The organism is Phormidesmis sp. 146-20 (assembly GCF_052939475.1).
This window is the reverse complement of sequence record NZ_JBJPHT010000016.1, coordinates 66,763-82,922: the sequence shown is the minus strand read 5'-3', so window position 1 is coordinate 82,922 and position 16,160 is coordinate 66,763. Positions and strand designations below refer to the sequence as shown.

Genomic DNA, 16,160 nt, shown 5'->3' with positions numbered 1-16,160 from the left:
GCTTGCAGACTCGGAAACGCTCCCTAAATCCTCCACTCGTAAGGAACTTTGAACCAAAAATTTTGTCTTCAAGCTGGGTTAGTGACAGAGTTGCGGATTAGCGATCGAGCAACAGGTTTCTTTAACAACAAAAATTCATTCCCTGGATACAACCTGACTCATTAAGTAAAGCAATCACTCAAAGTATGCAGTGGAAAATTTTGGCAGGGGTTCGGTTTTTTCTGGCGTGGATTGTCCTTTGCAATCATTTGCGGTGGTTTTTGCCAGCAGATAATATTCTTCTAAATTTTAGCGAACTGGATGCCTTTACAGCCGTTCTGGGCTTCTTGCTCCTGTCGGGTTATTCCATTGCCCATTCCCTGATGAAAGGCTCCAAGGGGTTTTACAAACGGCGAATTTTTAGAGTCTATCCACTCTATATATTGTCTATCTTCGTCTCACTCGTGCCCTTTGCTCTGCTGGGTTCGCCGATTCAATCTCCGACGGCTGAAGTGTTTCTCAGACCGCTCTGGCGAGAAGTGGTTGCTAATTTCTTCTTTCTCCAGGGTTATCTTTCAGCGCCCCTTAGCTCCAACGCCATTCTCTGGACTCTAAGCATTGAGGTGCTTTGCTACTTAGTTGCTCCATTTTTGCTAAAACTCAAGTCTAAATATCTGCTTGGCTTAATTGGAATCTCAGCAATCTCATACGCAGCTTATCCTCGCTTAGGGTTACCCTATTACTCTCATTTAATGTATGGAGTAGGGTTTTTGATACTGCTCTGGGTATGGCTTTTGGGATTTATTTACGCCCGTGAGGTTAAGCATAGAGAACTGTTAGGTCACTTGATTTTGGTGTTAGGTACTGTGTTAATTGGAGTTAATGATCTCCATCCGCTGGCTCCTTTGACCTATGGGCTAACGGTTTTAGCACTAATCTATGCTGGATCAATTAAACTACCTCTGGCGTTTGCGAATGCGGTAGAGTATCTGGGCGAGCTATCTTATCCCCTGTTCCTGTTTCATTTACCCACGCTGATCATTGCTACATCTTTTCTAAAAATCTACAACTCTGTGGCGCTGGTTGGTTTGACGTTCGCGGTTTCCATGTTGTTTTACCATGTAGTGGATGTCCCGTTGCGACGAAAGCCCGCTAAACCCGTTCCAAGTTCTTCCCATTAATCCAAGAGGCAGCCTGAAGCATGAAGAGTACTCAAGTGACAGATACAGTCGTGATCGGTGAAGGCCATCCTCTGACTTTGATCAGCGGGCCCTGCGTGATTGAGTCTGAAGACTTTACGCTAAAAATGGCAGATGCCATCCGAACTGTGTGCGATCGCCTCCAGATTCCGTTTATTTTTAAGTCCTCGTTTGACAAAGCGAACCGGACTTCTGTCGATTCCTTCCGAGGACAGCCGCTAGAAGAGGGATTGGCGGTGTTACAGAAGGTCAAAGACAAAATTGGCGTTCCCGTTCTCACTGATATTCACGAAAGCTATCAGGCGGCGATCGTCGCAGAAGTCGCAGATGTGCTACAAATTCCGGCCTTTCTCTGTCGTCAAACTGATTTGCTTTTGGCAGCGGCAGCAACAGGGCGCACGGTCAACGTTAAAAAAGGGCAGTTTCTAGCACCGTGGGACATGAAGAATGTAGTGCGGAAGCTAGAAGCAGGAGGAGCAGACAAAATTTTGCTGACCGAGCGAGGCACGAGCTTTGGCTATAACGCCCTTGTGGTTGACTTTCGAGGCTTGCCCCAACTGCGATCGTTTGGCTATCCCGTTGTATTTGATGCGACCCACAGTGTACAGATGCCCGGAGGTCAAGGCAATAAGTCGGGCGGGCAGCGTCAGTTTGTGCCTTATCTGTCGAGAGCAGCGGTGGCAGTGGGAGTTGATGCCTTATTTATGGAAGTCCACGAAAACCCGGATGCGGCTCCTAGTGACGGCCCCAACATGGTACCCCTGGCGCAGCTAGAACCTTTGTTAAAACAGTTGTTGAGCATTCGAGAAAGCTTGACCACAGACGCGATCGACTTGGAATAATCAGAGGATTTATGGCTTATCTCACTGAATCTGAACTACAAGCGCGGCTGGCTCATATCAAACTGCTGGCACTGGATGTCGATGGAGTCCTCACGGATGGCGGCTTGTACTACACCGAAACTGGAGAAGAATTAAAAAAATTTAATGTCAAAGACGGTCTGGGCATTCAGCGTGTCATGCAAGCAGGTATTCAGGTCGCGATCGTTTCGGCCAGTGCTTCTCAGGCGACGCTGTATCGAGCCAAACGATTGGGCGTTGAGCAGGTGTTTGTCGGCGTAAAAGACAAGTTGGCAACCTTGAACGCGCTGTGTCAAAAACTCGATCTATCACTCCAGCAAGTGGCTTACATGGGGGATGATCTGGTCGATTTGGGCGTGATGCAGGCGGTGGGTTGTCCGCTGACGGTGGCAGATGCGATGTCCGAAAATCGAGCAGCGGCCATTTATGTGACGCAAAAGTCCGGAGGACAGGGAGCCGTGCGCGAAGTTTGTGATGCCCTCTTAGTCGCGACGATCGATCGCACTGAACACGAATCGACATGAGTGCCATTCATTCTTCTCAACCATTCAACCGCATTATCACCTGTCAAGGCAGCATTCAACTCGTAACCGCTCTGAGCGTCATGCGGCACCGAGAACGCACACAACCGGAGGCTAAAAACTACGCCAACCATCTTGTGATTTATGATTTGTTTGCTCCAGCAGGACAAAACGAGCAGTTTGTCGCCTTTGTCAAACAGATGGCAATGTCAGTTTGCGAGTGGGCAGCGATCGTGTATCTCACCCCAGACACCTTGCAATCGATTTCTCAACGACTGGAGTATACGTCACCGCAAACCATCTTTGATCAAGTTCATCAATTGGTCGGCATAAAGACGGCTGATGAAATTCATCTTTGTCGCAACTGGCAATTTGGCAATCAACTGTTACTCAATGCTTATCAGACGGCTGAGAAAGTTTGCTATGGGGACAGTGTAGGGCTTTATTTTTCGGCAACTTCGCCGATCGTGCGAACGGCTGCCCTTCCTAAACAACCGTCTGCCCCACTATCTGCGGCGACTCGATTTCGACGATTTTGGCGACGACAAGCCGGACAAGCCCTTCAGCAAATCCGTCAACAACTCAACCTGAGAACTGTTCTGCAAACCATTCCGTTTGACATCGGTTACTTTGTCTTACCAGACATTTTGGGAGAAGTTCCGCCGATGCCAACGGTTACGATCGAGCGCACCTTTCTACTAGAGGTTTTTGCTCAATTAGCTAACCTTGCAGATGCTGAATATGTGCGCCAATTTCAAGTAAAGACTGCGGGAGCTACGATCGCGTTTTTACTCACCTCCAATCTATCCGAAGCGCAGCGTCTGTCTCAAGCTCAGGAGATCGCGGGCTATCGTCAGTTTTTACAATCCCAGGGCAATCAGTCTCGCATATTGGTGATCAAACCTCACCCTAGAGACGATATTAACAAGCTATATGCCCTGCGATCGACGCTCACAGATCTCTTTGACGAGATTGTAATTTTGGCAGAACCGGAGCTATTTTTCTTGCCGTTTGAAGTGTTCTTTTTGGCGGCTTGCTCACAGATCAATCTCCTGACTGATGTTCAGGTGTTTGCGGTGAGTTCTGCTTGCCTATCACTGAAGTTGCTCTTTGATGTTCCGAGCTTTGTGGGCTTTGGGCCCGATTTAACGCTAAGTCTGTTTAGACCAGAAGCGGCCCAGGCTCGGATCGAACATGAACAAGCTTTGAGAACAGCGCTTCAGAAGCTGACCTTTGACAGCCCACGAGTGACCGCTATCCCCTAAATACCCGCTATGACCTGTAGTCCTATTACCCATTCTCAAGATGTCACCCTGGTTAAGACCTTCCATGCCAAAGAGCTAATTCCAGGCTGGCAACAGAGTTTTCAAATTGATATTACAGACGAGCTGCAAGGGCACCAAGAGATTCACCTTTACGAATGCAATCAGACCAAGCTCAAGTTTTTTACTCCAATGGAGGTGGTTGGCTCTGGTAAGCTATATGCTCAGTTGCAGCAATTTGATTGGTACTACATGCCCGACAAATGGGAGCATCAGATTGCATTAAGCCAACTCACCAAAGGGCAAAAGATTTTAGAGATTGGTACGGGGTCTGGTCACTTTGTCAAACGCGCGATCGCCGCTGGTTTGCAGGCTCAAGGGATCGATCTCAATGCGGTCGCTGTAGAAGCTGCCCAACGCCAAAACTTGCCTGTAGAACGACTGGATCTCGAAGAGGCAGTCCGTCTCTATGCAAACACTTTTGATGCGGTGTGTAGTTTTCAAGTCTTGGAGCATGTGCCCAATCCCGATGAGTTTATCCGCTGGTCATTAGAATTGCTCAAACCAGGCGGGATGTTGATCTACTGTGTGCCCAATTCAGAAAGTTATATTAAACATCAAGAGATGCACCTGCTGAATATGCCCCCGCATCATATGCTGTGGTGGTCTCATGCAGCCTTCAAATCTCTAGAGAAAGTATTCCCGGTTCAATTGAAGAAAGTAGCCTATGAGCCGCTAACAGACTATCATGTGCCGCACTATCTCAGTATCTATGAAGGACTGCTCAAACGGCACCTTCCCTTTAGCAGGGTAGTCATGAATCGTCACACGCTGCCCTGGTGCGAACGATTGCTCAATCTGGGCTTGCGAAAATTGATCACCGGACACAGCCTGTACGTTCAGTTTCGCAAAGCTTAACCGACTCGTGAAACAACTTCCCCAATCCTAAAATTTTGAGAGACTCCTACTCTTTGCTTTATACGCTATGAAACTAGATCAGGTGTTGTTTTCTAAAGCTAACCGAACGCTGCACATGTCGCCTCTGCAAGTGATGGTGGCGATCGCCGTTGTGATGGCTGGAGTCTCTCTATATATTTCTCAAGAACGCATGTTCTATGGTTGGGACAGTACGGCTTATGTAGACCTGATCGACCAAAAGCTGACCGCCCTCAAAGAATCTCCGCTACTAGCAGTGGCTAAAACCTGGTTGTCTAGCAGTCAGGACTATAGTGATTATCCAACCCTGCTGTTATTACCGTTTAGAGGTTTATTTGGAGAATCTCGCCTGACCTATATTTTAAGTACTGCATTCGTTTACCTATTACCCCTAGCCTTAACCTTATCGACAATCGCCAATCAACTGCTGCCCAAACATCGGCGGCTTGCCTCCTGGTCGAGCTTGGTGGTAACCTTCACAACGCCTGTATTTTGGATTCCTACTCTGCGGGGCTATGTGGATGCGGGAGGTACACTGTTGATTGCCCTGTCCGTCCTGACTTATCTACGTGATCCCAAGTTGCAGCAGCGTTGGCAAGTGTTGGTAATCGGCAGCTTGTTAGGATTTGTTCCCTTGTTTCGCCGCCACTTTCTCTATGCCAGTCTAGTATTTTTTGCGGCGATGATAGTACAAGCTTTACTAGACGGATTACAGGACTGGCGATCGACATCCCCCCAGACAACCCAGGCTTTGATCAAGCGCTTACGACAGATTGGCTTCACTGCGATCGTCAGTCTGATGACAATCCTGCTATTAGGATTGCCCTTTGTGATGCGCCTTCTCCAAACTAACTTCACTAGCCTCTATGCTTCTTACGAGTTCCCGCTTCAGGAGAGTTTGCAAGCATATGGAAATCTTTACGGCTGGATTGCTGTTTTGGGGGCTGCTCTGGGCTATGCAGTCGGTTGGAAGATGCAGATTCTGGCGCGTCCAGCTATGACATTTGTAGCAACCTTTTATAGTTTGACCTTTTTGCTGTGGGTGACTAAGGTCAAGCAAATCGGGGTGCATTATACAAGTCACTTTACGCCCCTGATTGTTTTGGGATGGGTTGCTTTAGTGGTCAGTATGGTCTTGACGCTGCGACGGCGATCGCGACTCTTCATGCTGACAGGCAGCGCACTCTATCTCAGCTTGAATGTATACTTTGGCTTCATGCCTGCCCCAACCGAAACACTTACTTCTATCTCCCCAATTCTGGGATGGGGGACTAACCTCAGTCGGCTCTTTGCTGCAAACAGCCCACCCTTGAGACAGCCTGACTATGATGAACTGGTGCGCCTGGTCAAAGAATTAAAGATTCTCGCCCCTAATCAAGAAGCCATCTATGTTGGTGGCGCAGCCGCAGAGTTTAATCGGAGTGTGCTGAAAAATGGGGATTCGATCGTTCATCAACAATCCAGTCTCAACTTTTTGCCTACAGAAGACATTGATTCAAGAGATCGGTATCCCCTCGAACGGCTTCTACAAGCTGATTATGTCGTAGTCACTGACCCCTTCAAACATCATCTCTTGGCAGCCGAGCAGGATATTGTAAAAGTGGTGACGGACATCTTTCAGGAACGGTGGAAATTCTCTCAGGATTTTGTTAAGTTACCTGCCGAATTTCGACTCACTGATGGCGCAAAAGTATCTCTCTATCGTCGGATAAAACCAACCACTTTACCAACTGCGATCGCCACGCTGAAACAACTACAACAAACGATTAATCCCCCTCCGGGCGGGCAAGCAAATTGGGTAATGTTGGATCAGCGACCTGGGCACATCGCGTGGGGCAAGGCAGGAAATTACCAGATCCGCTCTGATCGCAAGCATCCAACAGAATCCGGAACGTTTCTCTACATCAACTCGCTGGAGCAATCTCAGGCGAAGGTAACCGGAAAAATTGCTAACCCAGGCTCCCAATGTCCCGGAACAGAACTTCGGTTGGATGTGATTAATGCTCAAGGTCAGACGCTCAACACCGTGAAGACCACACATCTACCAGGCACGGCTGACAATTTTCAACTCACTGCGTCCACACCTCCCTCAACTTATTTACAACTAAGACTGTCCCACTTAGCTCCGTTACCAGTAGTCAAGCAACAGTGTCAATTGCGTTTGAGCCATCTCACCCTGGCAGCTACCAGCCAATAGTCAGTAGACCTCCTGCATGAATAGAATTTTGATGTCACCTGCTCCTAGGTCTTGCTCCGTTTGGGTCGGCTTGTGCCCCCTAAATCCCCCATTCTGGGGGACTTTGAAACCGCAAGTCTTGGCTCAAAGTCCCTCACTTGTGGGGGATTTAGGGGGCGTTTCCGGATTCGCGCAGGAAGTCTAGTGTTCGGCAGGTGTAAACCGGACATCACAGTGATTTTGGCAGGTTTCAGCATCACTGCACAACCGTCCTGTCATCAAGGACTTTGAACCGGAAACCTTGTCTCTTTGTTGAAGACTGACATTAATACAGCGTAATTAAAATCATTTATGAAGTAACCATGACGTTAACTATTGGCTTCATCCTCCTCACCCACAACAAGCCCCACCAAATTGTCAGGCTAGTTAACACGCTCAATCGCATGTTTGACCAGCCTACGATCGTCTGTCATCATGATTTCTCAAAAAGTGGCCTTCCGACCGATCAACTCACGGGGAATGTTTCGCTTGTAAATCCTCATTTGCAGACGGGTTGGGGCAAATTCTCAGTATTAGAAGCTGCATTACAGGCACTCTCATCAATGTATGAAGCTTCGACTCCACCTGATTGGTTTGTGTTGCTGAGTGGGGCAGATTATCCAATAAAGCCAGCAAATCAAATATTGTCTGATCTGGCTTCAAGTTCATATGATGTTTATATTCGTCATACAGAAATTAAGTACAACGATTATGACACTCCCTGGCAGAAGTTATGCTACGAGCGTTACTGTTCTATACAATTTCGCACGCTATCTCTAAATAAAGAACTCCACTTAACTAAGCGAAAAATAGCCTTAAAGCATCCATTCATCACTGATCCTTTTCTCCCATTTTCAAAAAATTTTCGCTGCTTTGCTGGAGAACATTGGTTTTGTGCTAATCGAAAAGCAGCAGAGTATCTGATTGAATTTCATCGATCGAAACCTGCTTTAGCGTCCCATTACCGTAGGTTAGATTCTTACACGATCGCTCCAGAGGAATCCTATTACCATTCGATATTTTGTAATGCGCCTCATCTCAACGTTTCTCAAAATCACTGGCGCTATATCGATTGGTCAACAAAAGCTTGCCACCCAAAGACGCTGCTGTTTGAAGATCTGCCCAAAATTCAGGCATCATCGGCGCACTTCGCCAGAAAATTTGATGTTGATACAGATGCCAAAATTCTAAATGAACTTGATGCCATTGTCGGGTAATGGACTGATTCGCTTGAAGCAATGAAGCTAGTCGTTAAGGGTTGAATGGGGTATTAATTTTATGAACGTCCTGCAAATCAATCAATCAGACATTTCAGGAGGGGCAGCGATCGCTAGTTATCGGCTACATCAAGGCTTGCTGCGTCAGGGAATTGAGTCGCGACTGCTAGTAGGTCACGCCGTGTTAGAAGATGCCGCGATCGCCACCGTCCCTCGTCACCCCAAAGTCGAACGGCAGCTTCAGCGCATCACTGAGAAACTAGGACTCCACTATCTGAATTTGACCGCAACAGGCAACATCGCGCAGCATCCATTTTATGCGGCAGCGGATGTGTTGAACTTTCACAACTTGCACAATAATTACTTCAACTATCTAGCAATTCCTAAGCTCGTCGCTCATAAGCCTGCGGTTTTGGCGCTGCATGATATGTGGAGTTTTACCGGGCACTGTACTTACAGCTATGACTGCGATCGCTGGCAGCGAGGTTGTGGGCACTGTCCTTATCCCGAAACTTATCCGGCGATCGCCCGTGACAACACTCATCTAGAATGGCGCTTGAAACAATGGAGCTACCACAACGCTAATTTAACCGTGGTTGCGCCAAGTCGCTGGTTGGCTGATTTAGCGCGGCGCAGCTTGTTGGGTAAGTTTCCCATTCACCACATTCCTTATGGGATTGATACAGAGATTTATCAGCCCCTCGATCCAGCAGAGTGCCGCAATCAATTAAATTTGCCTCTAGGGAAAGCAGTCCTGTTGTTTGTGGCAGAAAGTTTGCAAGATTCGCGCAAAGGGGGCGACCTGCTGGTAGCAGCATTGGCAGCATTACCCGCTTCGCTCAAGACAGAAGTTGTCTTACTGACATTGGGTAACTCTGATGGGTTGCAAACAGACAGCTTGGGAATTTCGTCACTCAACCTAGGCTATGTCCGCGACGATCACCAGAAAGCGATCGCTTATTCGGCTGCTGATTTATTTATCTTCCCAACTCGTGCAGATAATTTGCCGCTGGTATTACAGGAAAGTTTGGCCTGCGGCACTCCGATGGTTTCCTTTAAGATTGGAGGGGTTCCAGAGATAGTCAGACCAGGAATCACGGGCTATTTGGCACAGGCTGAAGAGGCTGAAGATCTCAAAAATGGAATTGTGCAGTTGTTAGAAAACTCAGAACTTCGCGATCGCATGAAACAAAACTGTCGCACGATCGCTCTCCAGGAATATTCTCTAACCCACCAATCTAAACGCTACGCCGATCTCTATCAACAGGTGTTACAGAACTTTGTAACCCGCTAGAGATCTTTGATTTGCGATCTGCTGAATATTCCCTGTAACTCCAGACTCGTCGATATCTTGAAGTCTACATCTTGAACACTAGCTCTTGAAGTCTACTCATTAATGACTTAAATTTTGCCTCAGCTTATGATTAGTGTAATTACTCCAGTTTACAACGGTGAAAAGTTTATTGAGTCTTGCCTTCAGGCGGTGATTCAACAGGATTGTGCTGCGATCGAACACATTATTGTGGACGGTGGCTCTACCGATCAGACTATAGAGATTGTTCAACAATACGCTCAACGTCACACTCATATTCGCTGGATCTCTGAACCCGATCGCGGGCAATCAGATGCCATGAATAAAGGTATTAACCTTGCTAAGGGCGAGATCATTGCCATTCTCAATGTGGATGACTACTATGAACCCCAGGTCTTAAATCAAGTGCTGGAACAGTTCAAGACGCTTCCCAATCCCAGCTTTCTAGCCGGAAATTGCAACATTTGGGACGATGCGGGGCACTTAGTTGACGTAAATCGACCTACAAAACTGCGCTTGTTTGATTTAGTGACCGGGGTGAATGTTCATCCTTATCCCTGCAATCCGTCTGCTTACTTTTATCATGCATCTCTACATCAACAAGTCGGGCTATACAAACTCGACGAACATTATGCAATGGATTTAGAGTTCATTTTGCGGGCGGTGCGGGTTGCAACCGTCAAATATGTAGAGGTGACCTGGGGCAATTTTCGTCGAATTGAAGGAACAAAAACCCACAGCGATATGCAGAAGGGTGTCATGCATCGTCGGGTAGTGCAATTGTTAAAAGAACATCGTCAGTTTCTGAGTCCGATCGAACAAACCCAGCTTTGGCTGCGAGATCAATGGCTCAGAATTCAGTTTTTCTCAACTCAACCTCAACGACTCATTCACCTTTGCCAAACAAAACTGTCAAAAGGATACTCTGAGCTATGAATCTGACCATTAGTGTCCTGATTCGGACAAAAAATGAGGCACCTTACATTGGGGAGGCATTACGGCTCGTTACCCAACAGTCTTACCCGCCCACAGAGGTGATTGTTGTAGATTCCGGTTCTACAGACGGGACGGTTGAAATTATCAAACAACATCCCCATGTCAAGCTAATCGAAATGCCTGCCGCTGAGTTTACTTTTGGTCGATCGCTCAATTTAGGACTGGCGGCAACTGAGGCAGATGTGGTGGCGATGCTGAGTGCCCATGCGTTTCCTTGCGATCGCGACTGGCTCAAATATCTAGTTGCTCATTTTGAAGCGCCCCAAGTAGCTGGAGTCTATGGGAGGCAAGTCGCTCAACCGGATGCCTGGCCGCCTGTGGTGCGAGAGTATCTAGATTTCTACGGGGCAACCCAAAAGCTACAAAGCAATCCAGACGATCGCCGCGATCATGTGTTCTCTAATGCCAATGCAGCAGTTCGTCGAAGTAGCTGGGCTAGAGCTACCTTTGATGAAACGCTTTCGGGGTGTGAGGATCAAGCCTGGGCATGGGAGATGTTAAAGCTGGGATACCACATCATCTACGAGCCACAATCTGCCGTTTACCACTCACACAATGAGCCGCTGCCGCAGGTTTATCGTCGTAGCTATCGAGAAGCACTCGCTCTCAAACTGCTCTATGCCACCGAGTTGCAGCCTCGAACGGCGCTGGGTTTGTGGGGGCGATCGGTGTTAGCCGACATCCGATTTATCGTGGCCAATCGTCAAAATTATTGGTGGCTATTTCAGGTGCCCTTTTATCGGCTTTCCTCAACCTACGGCGCACTAAAGCCGACTCTCCAGCAAACCTGGTGGGCGACATTCCTGCCTTAAAGTAGCGTGATGAACGTCTTTGCTTACCAATCCAGGAAGAGGAGATTTAGTCTGAAAGTCTCCCAGAGTTGGCAGTTTGGGGGCAGAAGCGCTAAACAACACAGCGAAAAACTTTCATCGAATTCACAGTAAACAACCAGGCGAAGCATCATCCAACTTATATTGAAGTCGATCGTCACAAGTTCTACAGACTTTTACCTGAATTAGAATGCGTTTATTATTTATTTCTTCCTCGCTTCAGCGCGGGGGTGTTGAAGAATATTCATTGACGATCGCGACTGCCGCAGTCCAGCAAGGATGGGACGTTCATGTGGCATTTCCGCAGGTGCCTGAGATGTCTACTTTGGTTCAAGACTTTCAAGCAAGAGGCATCCAGTATCATCCGCTAAACATTCTGGAGTGGAAAGTTTATCCAATACGATTGCTGGATTACATCGCTAACTTTTTGATGACCCTGTTGTTGTTGATCAAGCTAAGACCCGACCTAGTTCAGATCAATCTAGCTGGCTACAACGCTTGTTTCAACAGCATGTTGGCTTGTGGCTGGCTAAAAACTCCCACGATGGTTGTATTTCACCTATTTCCAGAAGTGGCATCCTTTCCCAACCTCAAGCTAAAGCTATACGCCTGGGCCAGATCGCGAAATCAGCAGTGGATCGGTGTGTCAAACTATAATCGCAAACAAATTTGCACCTCTTTTCAGGCAGACCCAGAAACAGTGCGGGCTATCTACAACGGCTCCAAAGTGGTTTCTCAAATCACTGGAACAAATGAAGCGGGGTTGGCGTTACGACAACAGATTCGGGCTGAGTTAAAGTTGCCTGAGACTAGCCAATTGGCATTGACAGTAGGACGCTTGGCTGACCAGAAGGGCTATGTAGACTTGATTCCAGCCATTCCCCATCTAATTCAAGAATTTCCCCATCTGCATTTTATTTGGATTGGTGATGGCGAAAAGCGAGAAGCCCTGGTTGAGCAAGTACAAGCGTATGGAGTGGTCGATCGCGTTCATTTCTTAGGCTATCGGGCTGATGTGCCCCGGTTTTTGCAAGCCGCAGATCTATTTGTGTTTCCCAGTCGCTTTGAGGGGCAGCCCTTTGCGATCTTAGAGGCGATGGCTTATGGGATTCCGATCGTCGCTTCTAATGCCTGTGGGATTCCCGAACTGATCGTCGATCGGATACACGGGCGCTTGTTTCGTAAAGGGGATAGCTGTGATTTATTAGAAACCTTGCGCTGGGCACTGCGGCATCCTGAATCCATGCAAACAATGTCAGAACAGGCACAAATTCAGGCTCAAAACTTTTCAGAAGAGAAGATGGTGCGAGAAACGCTGCTGTTACTCCAAGATTTGAGCGGAGATCCAACACCTCTTTCTCAGACAGGTGCCAATAGACCTCCTGCGTGAATAGAATTTTCGATGTCACCTCCTGCTTAGGTCTTGCTCCGTTTGGGTCGGCTTGTGCCCCCTAAATCCCCCACAAGTGAGGGACTATGAAACCGCAAGTCTTGGCTCAAAGTCCCTCACTTGTGGGGGATTTAGGGGGCGTTTCCGGATTCGCGTAGCAGGTCTAATCAAATTCTGAAAGCCTAGTCGCCTAACTCAGAATGCTGATGTAAAGTCTTCCAGAATTAGGAGTTTGCAGCAGAAGATCTTAACAACGCAGCGATGAAACTTGATCTCTTCGAGTTACCCGTAAGGGGTCGAGCTGACCTTGAAATTTGCTTCGATCCTCCAGTCACCAAAGCAGGAGATAAGCCATGATTAAGAACATCAAGCCCAAAGTTAAAGATCTCATTCAATGGCCCCTGGCCCTGTTGCGAAAGCATAGTTTGACCTCCATGCCCAGCGCAACAGAACGCTTGCGTCATACTCAAAAACTTGGCTTTTCTCCCAAAGTTATTTTTGATGGGGGCGCATTTAAGGGGACGTGGAGCGCGACGATCGCTGATATCTTTCCTCAAGCGCAAATTGTACTAATGGAGCCAAATCCGTCTCTACAAGCCGAGATCAGCAGCACACTCGCTCACATTAAGCCTGCGGTAGCTCTCCAAAACTTGGCTCTGGGCGCTGCACCCGGAGAGAGCTCTTTTAACATTTGGGGAGATGCCGACAAGGCCGCCAGCGCCTCTTTGCTCAATCACACTCAAGGACAAGCCAATCAAACCGTTCAAGTCAAAGTAGATACCTTAGATAACATTGCTACCAGGCTCAATCTATTTCCAAATCTAGTAAAGCTCGATCTGCAAGGCGGAGAATTACCAGCCTTAAAGGGCGGAAGTCAAGTGCTGAATGCAGCCGAACTATTTGTGATTGAATTTGGTTGTCTAGAAGCGTATGTCGATCGCACAACGCCAAAAGACTTGATGGAAATCATGTATGACCATCACTACTGTCTATATGACATTGTTGAGTGTCACTATCGACCCTATGACGGTGCGCTCACGGGTGGAGATTTTATCTTTGTGAAAAACGATAGCGAGTTGCGGCGCTACAAGGGCTGGAAGTAGACAGGCTGATGCAATTGGACTTCACCATTCAGGCTCCAAGCAAGGGATACGCACACAGGACAAAATGATGAACACCCAAACCCTATTGCGACTAGCTAAATCTTCTACTGCAACCGTTTTAGACAATTTGTGGAAATGGCATCCGCCGATCTGTGAAAACGTGAAGGAATGGGCGAGAAGTCAGCCTGACCGTACAGCGCAAATTCTGCATCAAGATATTGTTAAAGCCAGTAGAATCCATCGATCGCCGCCGAAAACAGTTGACGCAACCATTCATCCCCTCTTTTTATCTCAACTCAGCAATCAGGCAGCCGAAAAGTACTTGGTGCAGATTCACCAGGCTAAACTACTGGGCAAACACGGCGTTGTAGTTTTGCCAGACGGCAGCTATACCGCAGAGCCACTCATGGGAAGCCAATCGCTTCAGCATCAGTCTGACTACTACAGCTACTTAAGACAGCAAACCTACTCTCATCAAAGAAAGGCTGGCAAATATTATTCTCTGCTGCAACTGAACGCTGCCTACGGGAACTACTATCACTGGATGCATGATGTGCTGCAAAAGCTGTATTGCATTCTCGATCGACTGCCACAGGAGACTCAGTTTGTAGTACCCAATGGGTTGAAAGCATGGCAATACGAAGCGCTGGCGACGATCGGACTTAATCAAGATCGGCTCGTGATTCACCCAGGGCGAGAAATCTGGGAACTAGAAACCCTTTACTTTTCGCCTCCAAATACCGTTTGGGGTTGGGATCTGCCTGGCGCGAATGAGTGGGTACGATCGGCATTCTACAAACGGTTTAATCTGCAAGCTGAAGCGCTAGATCGTAAAAAGCTGATTTTGATTAGCCGCGCCAAGGCAAAAGGTCGCAAAATTACTAACGAATCAGCCGTCGAAGCGCTACTTAGACAGTATGGGTTTCAGACGTATTTTCTAGAAACAATGAGTCTTCAGGAACAAGTTCAGCTTTTCTCTGAGGCCAAGGCAATCGTCGCCCCACACGGAGCCGGATTAACCAATTTAATGTTTGCCCAGCCATCGACCCAGGTGTTGGAATTTTTTGAACCTAGTAAGATTTCTAGTCTTTGCTTCTGGTCGATGAGCAACTGTTTGCAGCAGGATTATTGGTGTCTGTTTGGGGAGACGATCAAAAATTCAGAGTATCCTCAACACCCCAACATTTTTGTTCCGATCCAAACGTTAGAGAAAACGATGCAGTCTTTTCTAGAATCAGCCTGATGAATATCCTCGTAGATAGTTTTTTTGCTGCTGATGCCGATGGGCATGGGGGCAATCACAGAACCGCCCAAATCGCTGAATTAATTGCAGAAGCGGGCATCGAAATCACCAACTTAGACCGCAAAGTCGTGCAGAAAAAGCTCGATCGGCTCCTGGCGGGCCTTCAGTCGATCCTCAATCCCAGCACGCTGCGGTTTATCAATCAGCATCAGCTAAAAATTAGCAAATCGCCTGTCTCACTTGCCTTTTGCGGGTTTCAGCGCCAACTTTACCAAAAGGCACTTCAGCAACACACGGGTGCCAAAGTCATGGTGTGGGAAGCGACCAAAAACTATGTTGCGCCCTACGTGGCTGATGAGCGTCACTTCAAAATCGTCGGCGTACCTCAAAACCTGGAGGCGTTGGTCACCGGACAAAATGCTTTTTTTGAAAGTTTTGATATCGAAGCGCAGGCCCTCGCCAAAGCTGACATCGTGTTTTGTATCGCCCGCGAAGAAGAATGGCTTTTGAGGCTCAAAGGGGTCAATGCCCATTTCTTACCCTACTATCCGCCTGCAAAGCTCTTTGAGCGCCTCTTAAGCCTGCGTGAAGCCAGAACGAGAGAACAGCCATCCCGCTTTTTAATTTTGGGAAATGCTAAAAATCCTCCCACCAAAGCTGGCATGATCGAGCAACTTAACTGGCTGCAAGAAGTCCGTAAAACGCTGGAATTTCAGGTAGATATCGTGGGTTTTGGGACGGATGAATTGTTAAGTTATTGTAATCATTCTGATTTCTTCCTGCACGGCGCAGTTGAGCTAGAGAAACTAAATGAGTTGATGCTTCGGGCAAAAGCGGCTCTGATTCATCAGCAAGCTGGAGCCGGAGCGATTACTCGCATTCCTGAAATGTTGATTGCTGGCATTCCTGTAATTGCCAATGGCAACGCTTGCCGGAGTGCGTTCACCTATGCTGGCGTGTATTGCTATGACGATCGGTTTGAACTGACAGATCTCATGGCAAAAACTTTGGAGCGTCCTGAAGTGTTGCCTCGTCCAGTGAAAGCAGAGAAACGCTTTATTAACTGCTTGCTCGAACTCGCCCACTAACGAGATTGC

General features: G+C 47.7%; 14 protein-coding genes. All 14 read left to right on the top strand.

The window, feature by feature from the left end:
* Window positions 1-185 precede the first annotated feature (185 nt).
* A complete protein-coding gene (locus ACKFKH_RS14975; RefSeq protein ID WP_446859118.1) occupies window positions 186-1,160 on the top strand; it encodes an acyltransferase family protein in 975 nt (324 codons plus the stop codon).
* Window positions 1,161-1,180: 20 nt separating this feature from the next.
* On the top strand, window positions 1,181-2,020 hold the full coding sequence (gene kdsA, locus ACKFKH_RS14970) for a 3-deoxy-8-phosphooctulonate synthase (RefSeq protein ID WP_446859117.1): 840 nt from the start codon (window positions 1,181-1,183) through the stop codon (window positions 2,018-2,020).
* Window positions 2,021-2,031: 11 nt separating this feature from the next.
* The gene (locus tag ACKFKH_RS14965; protein WP_446859116.1) at window positions 2,032-2,562 is read left to right on the top strand and encodes a KdsC family phosphatase; all 531 of its coding nucleotides are present in this window, start codon (window positions 2,032-2,034) and stop codon (window positions 2,560-2,562) included.
* Complete coding sequence (locus ACKFKH_RS14960; RefSeq protein ID WP_446859115.1) at window positions 2,559-3,824, top strand: polysialyltransferase family glycosyltransferase; 1,266 nt, start codon at window positions 2,559-2,561, stop codon at window positions 3,822-3,824. Before ACKFKH_RS14965 ends, ACKFKH_RS14960 begins: the two co-directional genes overlap by 4 nt.
* A gap of 9 nt (window positions 3,825-3,833) precedes the next feature.
* The gene (locus ACKFKH_RS14955; protein WP_446859114.1) at window positions 3,834-4,739 is read left to right on the top strand and encodes a class I SAM-dependent methyltransferase; all 906 of its coding nucleotides are present in this window, start codon (window positions 3,834-3,836) and stop codon (window positions 4,737-4,739) included.
* A gap of 67 nt (window positions 4,740-4,806) precedes the next feature.
* Window positions 4,807-6,954, top strand: a complete 2,148-nt coding sequence (locus tag ACKFKH_RS14950) for a hypothetical protein (RefSeq protein WP_446859113.1) — start codon at window positions 4,807-4,809, stop codon at window positions 6,952-6,954.
* A gap of 341 nt (window positions 6,955-7,295) precedes the next feature.
* A complete protein-coding gene (locus ACKFKH_RS14945) occupies window positions 7,296-8,189 on the top strand; it encodes a beta-1,6-N-acetylglucosaminyltransferase (RefSeq protein WP_446859112.1) in 894 nt (297 codons plus the stop codon).
* 61 nt (window positions 8,190-8,250) lie between these two features.
* Entirely contained in the window at window positions 8,251-9,483 is a 1,233-nt protein-coding gene (locus ACKFKH_RS14940; RefSeq protein WP_446859111.1) for a glycosyltransferase family 4 protein, read from the top strand.
* 126 nt (window positions 9,484-9,609) lie between these two features.
* Window positions 9,610-10,437, top strand: a complete 828-nt coding sequence (locus tag ACKFKH_RS14935) for a glycosyltransferase family 2 protein (protein ID WP_446859110.1) — start codon at window positions 9,610-9,612, stop codon at window positions 10,435-10,437.
* Complete coding sequence (locus ACKFKH_RS14930) at window positions 10,434-11,309, top strand: glycosyltransferase (protein WP_446859109.1); 876 nt, start codon at window positions 10,434-10,436, stop codon at window positions 11,307-11,309. Before ACKFKH_RS14935 ends, ACKFKH_RS14930 begins: the two co-directional genes overlap by 4 nt.
* Window positions 11,310-11,517: 208 nt before the next feature.
* Window positions 11,518-12,717 (top strand): glycosyltransferase family 4 protein, encoded by a 1,200-nt coding sequence (locus ACKFKH_RS14925; RefSeq protein WP_446859108.1) that lies wholly within the window; start codon window positions 11,518-11,520, stop codon window positions 12,715-12,717.
* Window positions 12,718-13,070: 353 nt separating this feature from the next.
* Window positions 13,071-13,820, top strand: a complete 750-nt coding sequence (locus ACKFKH_RS14920; RefSeq protein WP_446859107.1) for an FkbM family methyltransferase — start codon at window positions 13,071-13,073, stop codon at window positions 13,818-13,820.
* Window positions 13,821-13,887: 67 nt separating this feature from the next.
* Window positions 13,888-15,063, top strand: a complete 1,176-nt coding sequence (locus tag ACKFKH_RS14915) for a glycosyltransferase family 61 protein (RefSeq protein ID WP_446859106.1) — start codon at window positions 13,888-13,890, stop codon at window positions 15,061-15,063.
* Entirely contained in the window at window positions 15,063-16,151 is a 1,089-nt protein-coding gene (locus tag ACKFKH_RS14910) for a hypothetical protein (protein ID WP_446859105.1), read from the top strand. The genes ACKFKH_RS14915 and ACKFKH_RS14910 overlap by 1 nt, the downstream gene beginning before the upstream one ends.
* Window positions 16,152-16,160 lie beyond the last annotated feature (9 nt).

Coding starts and splice junctions, on each gene's coding strand:
- ACKFKH_RS14920 (WP_446859107.1), top strand. CDS start 13,071: ATGATTAAGAACATCAAGCCCAAAGTTAAAGATCTCATTCAATGGCCC.
- ACKFKH_RS14940 (WP_446859111.1), top strand. CDS start 8,251: ATGAACGTCCTGCAAATCAATCAATCAGACATTTCAGGAGGGGCAGCG.
- ACKFKH_RS14960 (WP_446859115.1), top strand. CDS start 2,559: ATGAGTGCCATTCATTCTTCTCAACCATTCAACCGCATTATCACCTGT.
- ACKFKH_RS14935 (WP_446859110.1), top strand. CDS start 9,610: ATGATTAGTGTAATTACTCCAGTTTACAACGGTGAAAAGTTTATTGAG.
- ACKFKH_RS14975 (WP_446859118.1), top strand. CDS start 186: ATGCAGTGGAAAATTTTGGCAGGGGTTCGGTTTTTTCTGGCGTGGATT.
- ACKFKH_RS14915 (WP_446859106.1), top strand. CDS start 13,888: ATGAACACCCAAACCCTATTGCGACTAGCTAAATCTTCTACTGCAACC.
- ACKFKH_RS14955 (WP_446859114.1), top strand. CDS start 3,834: ATGACCTGTAGTCCTATTACCCATTCTCAAGATGTCACCCTGGTTAAG.
- ACKFKH_RS14925 (WP_446859108.1), top strand. CDS start 11,518: ATGCGTTTATTATTTATTTCTTCCTCGCTTCAGCGCGGGGGTGTTGAA.
- ACKFKH_RS14965 (WP_446859116.1), top strand. CDS start 2,032: ATGGCTTATCTCACTGAATCTGAACTACAAGCGCGGCTGGCTCATATC.
- ACKFKH_RS14945 (WP_446859112.1), top strand. CDS start 7,296: ATGACGTTAACTATTGGCTTCATCCTCCTCACCCACAACAAGCCCCAC.
- kdsA (WP_446859117.1), top strand. CDS start 1,181: ATGAAGAGTACTCAAGTGACAGATACAGTCGTGATCGGTGAAGGCCAT.
- ACKFKH_RS14930 (WP_446859109.1), top strand. CDS start 10,434: ATGAATCTGACCATTAGTGTCCTGATTCGGACAAAAAATGAGGCACCT.
- ACKFKH_RS14950 (WP_446859113.1), top strand. CDS start 4,807: ATGAAACTAGATCAGGTGTTGTTTTCTAAAGCTAACCGAACGCTGCAC.
- ACKFKH_RS14910 (WP_446859105.1), top strand. CDS start 15,063: ATGAATATCCTCGTAGATAGTTTTTTTGCTGCTGATGCCGATGGGCAT.